The following is a 3,184-nucleotide window of genomic DNA, read 5'->3' on the forward strand; positions in this document are numbered from 1 at the left end:
TTTTTGCTCAGATCAATTCCGAGAAAAGCAACCTCTATTGTTGATGAATGCCTTAAAAGGCTAAGAACTAATCCAACTACTTCACCAGTCGAGTCGGGTAAATTCACTCATTCGTGCGGCTTTTTTATCGAAGGTCCAAGTCGTTTTGCAATGCAGGGCGTTGTTCAGGCCGATCATGGCATCGGCGAAGTCGTAACCTGCTCGATATGCCTTGAGCGCTTTTAAAACTACAGCGGGGTTGTCCACAACAAATGTTTCAATTTCCAGCAGCTTTGCCAGTTCTTCACTCTGGCGCTCAATACTGATGTGGTAAAAATGGGTTAATACCCATACGGTTTCTATCCATACTATCGGGCTGATGTATGCAGCACTTTCTGATTGAAGCAGTTTTAAAACCTGTTGGTACTGTGATTGATCATCTGCTGTCAGGTAGCGAACCAGAATGTTGGTATCTATTCCGTTCATTCAGTGCCCTTGCCAGTTTCAGCGAGCCCCTTTTCAATCGCCTGTTCCATATCTTCAAGCGTTGCTGTTCGTCCGGCAATATCATTGGCAAAACACCCTGCCTGGCTTTCAAGGCTTCTTTTCAGAGGTTTTATGACCAGGTTTCCATCAATGACTTCAAAGAGAACTTTGTCACCGGGTTGTAAAAAAAACTGTTCCCGCAGTGCGCTGGGTATTGTTACCTGCCCTTTTGTTGTGAGGTTACTGGTATGCATTGCGTTCCTCTGCCTGAGTCAGTATTACTGTTGGTAATACTGGTTCTGGCAATCTGTGTTGTCAAGCTGTTTGGGAGGCGGATATCAGGCTTAACAAAGAAAAACCGGGGGCCGCACAATCTCCCGGGATAAATCTGCAAGTGAACTCCGAATCAAAACTGCTGGTGACTACGCATAAGATGACGGTGGTAAAAGTGCGCTGGCGTAGGCTTTTTACCTCGCGGATATGCTACCGCTCATCGAATTAGGGGTATTTATCGAAACAACCAGGGTTAAATTGTGTGTTCGGGTATTTTTTTCGGTTTGTAGCGTGCCTGGTGCTATAAACCGCACTATCTGGCTAATAGGGAAACACCCAGTGGCTGAACCATTGGGTTGAACAGGCAGATAGGTAAAATTATGATCTGGCCATTTGAAGGCCTGTGACGACGGTGACAAATTGTACGTTGATCCATAGGTAAATCAATAGGCGACAATGTGATACTCTATACGAAGATATACTTGCTGGTGCTGTATTTTCCGTACTGATGTTTCAAGCTGATGATCTGCTGGTGCCAGTAGCTGGCAGATTTTTTGAAAATTTCTGGAGTGTTTTTTGTGGCTGAAATGGTCTGAATTATGGGTCTTTTTTTATTAGACGATGTTTATCTATTGAACAAGACGGTTGTGACTGAGAGTTATTTGTGGAAAACATTTTGAACCACAAAAACCAGCAAATTGATGTACACTCTGCCGTTTTTTAAAACTCCCCCGGGCAGTGGTAATGGATGGTATCGATTTTCTCTGGCAGCAGGTTACCGGCCAGATGGCGGATGAAATGCAGCTTTCGGATAGCAGCGAAAGTGACGATGCCATCAGTTGTTATTGCTGTGGCAGGCCCTCGGGTGATTGGCACGAACTATGGGCTCGGAGTTTACGCCCTTCGACAGGCTCAGGACGAACGGAGTTTGGAGGCTCGGAGAAAGGCAAAAAAATCCTTTCCTCTGTGTCTCCGTGGCAAACAATTCTTAAGGTATTAACAATGGTAAACCTTTCAGCAAAGCGCCGTTCCATTTACTTTCGCGGATATACCACTGCGATCTCAGGACTGGCGGTAAACCGGCCGGATGATAACTTCGCCTCCCCCACCGGCACCAAAGACTTGCAACGGTTACCCAGGCTGGTGGGGGCCAAGCTGGATCGTTCGCCAGTGTTCTTTCCGGGCACTCAGCTGCGCCATCGGATTCGTGAAGCATTGCTGAAGGGGGCCTGCGAGGCCGCCGGTGGGCAACTGCCATTAAAAGACCACTTAATGTTAATTCAGGGCGTGGCCATTGGTGAGATGGCTAAGGAGCTGAGTTCGGTGTCGATGGCTGGCATTGTGGAACGGGAAGGTGGCCTGCGCTCGGTAAACCCGTTGATCAGCCTGGGCGGGTTCTGGAGACATGCCGGAAGCCTGGGAGTAAACGACGGGATTCCGGTAGATTCTGTGTTTTTGCAGAAAGACTCACCTGCCAACCGGTTTGGCCATCCTTGAGTGTGTATTTCTCGATTCCGATCATATTGGTGTTGCCTCCCTTAATGGCCCCGAAGTTCAGACAGTGTTCAGGCTCTGTTTTATTGCCAGGACATCCTGATTGCTGGCGGTGCGCGATTATTAACCATAGGCATTCTGTAAGCATTGATACGTATCAATACTTACCACTATCCCAAATGCTTACGCAAGGCCAATGCCATTTTTCCTGCGCTGGGGATGGGATACCGTTTGTTAACTTAGTACTATTATTTTCTATTCAATCGTCTGCTGCGTTCAGCAGAAGCGATATCAAAGGAGACGTTGCTATGGATCGTATTCATCTGGCACAGGTACCCAGAAATAACCAGGGAAAGATCAGTTACTCCTCCATCCCGTCCATGGTGGTGCGGGTGATGGTGGCGGAGGAAGAGCTGTTGGTTCTTAAGCGACGGGTGAAACGGCACCATGATGTTCGGGACCGGTTACATATTTCCGAACAGGAGCTGGCGGGGCTTGAGGAGCATATTGCGGATTTGGAAGAGAAGCTGACAGAGTGGCGGGCTTTGGTGGGGCAGCCATAGGCTTTTCTTTCCCTTGTTTTTTTAGTTCTAAAAAAACTCACTAACAAGTGATCCTGAAAGATAAACGTCGGATTGTTTATTTTTTAGTGTGCAACAGCGCTTGATTTGCCTTGTAAAGGCTGAAAAAAAACCGGGTTAATTCCCGGTTTTTCTGTATCTATATTGCCCGTTTTTCTATTGGCAGTTCCACGCTCTTGATTAAAACCGCAACGAGCGCAACATTCGTTGTTATGATCCATACTCCTGAAAAACAGCTTCACCTGTTTGTATTATTCCTTTTTTTACTTTTTGGTTTGCCGGTTTGCTCTTCTGAATGCTCTTCGGCGGTTAAGTGACAGAGGTTTGAGGGTTGCCATCCTTTATCGGTAGTACCGTATGCCTCATCTGCC

At 47.0% G+C, this 3,184-nt stretch carries 4 protein-coding genes; 2 read left to right on the forward strand and 2 right to left on the reverse strand.

The annotated features are described in order from the left end of the window. Window positions 1-81: 81 nt before the first annotated feature. Together KDK15_RS06855 and KDK15_RS06860 are read right to left on the reverse strand one after the other, a co-directional pair. The gene (locus KDK15_RS06855; protein WP_257294624.1) at window positions 82-465 is read right to left on the reverse strand and encodes a type II toxin-antitoxin system VapC family toxin; all 384 of its coding nucleotides are present in this window, start codon (window positions 463-465) and stop codon (window positions 82-84) included. Then, window positions 462-719 (reverse strand): AbrB/MazE/SpoVT family DNA-binding domain-containing protein, encoded by a 258-nt coding sequence (locus tag KDK15_RS06860; protein ID WP_257294625.1) that lies wholly within the window; start codon window positions 717-719, stop codon window positions 462-464. Before KDK15_RS06860 ends, KDK15_RS06855 begins: the two co-directional genes overlap by 4 nt. 763 nt (window positions 720-1,482) lie before the next feature. Here KDK15_RS06860 and KDK15_RS06865 point away from each other — a divergent pair. Then, complete coding sequence (locus KDK15_RS06865; RefSeq protein WP_257294626.1) at window positions 1,483-2,235, forward strand: hypothetical protein; 753 nt, start codon at window positions 1,483-1,485, stop codon at window positions 2,233-2,235. A 305-nt stretch (window positions 2,236-2,540) separates the two neighbouring features. Then, window positions 2,541-2,795: a hypothetical protein gene (locus KDK15_RS06870; protein ID WP_257294627.1), complete on the forward strand. Its 255-nt coding sequence runs from the start codon at window positions 2,541-2,543 to the stop codon at window positions 2,793-2,795. The last annotated feature ends 389 nt before the right edge of the window (window positions 2,796-3,184 follow it).

Origin of the sequence: Endozoicomonas sp. YOMI1 (assembly GCF_024606345.1) — a bacterium.
GTDB lineage: Bacteria > Pseudomonadota > Gammaproteobacteria > Pseudomonadales > Endozoicomonadaceae > Endozoicomonas.

Bases quoted from the DNA above. Each gene is read 5' to 3' on its own strand.
- KDK15_RS06855 (WP_257294624.1), bottom strand. From the start codon at position 465: ATGAACGGAATAGATACCAACATTCTGGTTCGCTACCTGACAGCAGAT.
- KDK15_RS06860 (WP_257294625.1), bottom strand. From the start codon at position 719: ATGCATACCAGTAACCTCACAACAAAAGGGCAGGTAACAATACCCAGC.
- KDK15_RS06865 (WP_257294626.1), top strand. From the start codon at position 1,483: ATGGATGGTATCGATTTTCTCTGGCAGCAGGTTACCGGCCAGATGGCG.
- KDK15_RS06870 (WP_257294627.1), top strand. From the start codon at position 2,541: ATGGATCGTATTCATCTGGCACAGGTACCCAGAAATAACCAGGGAAAG.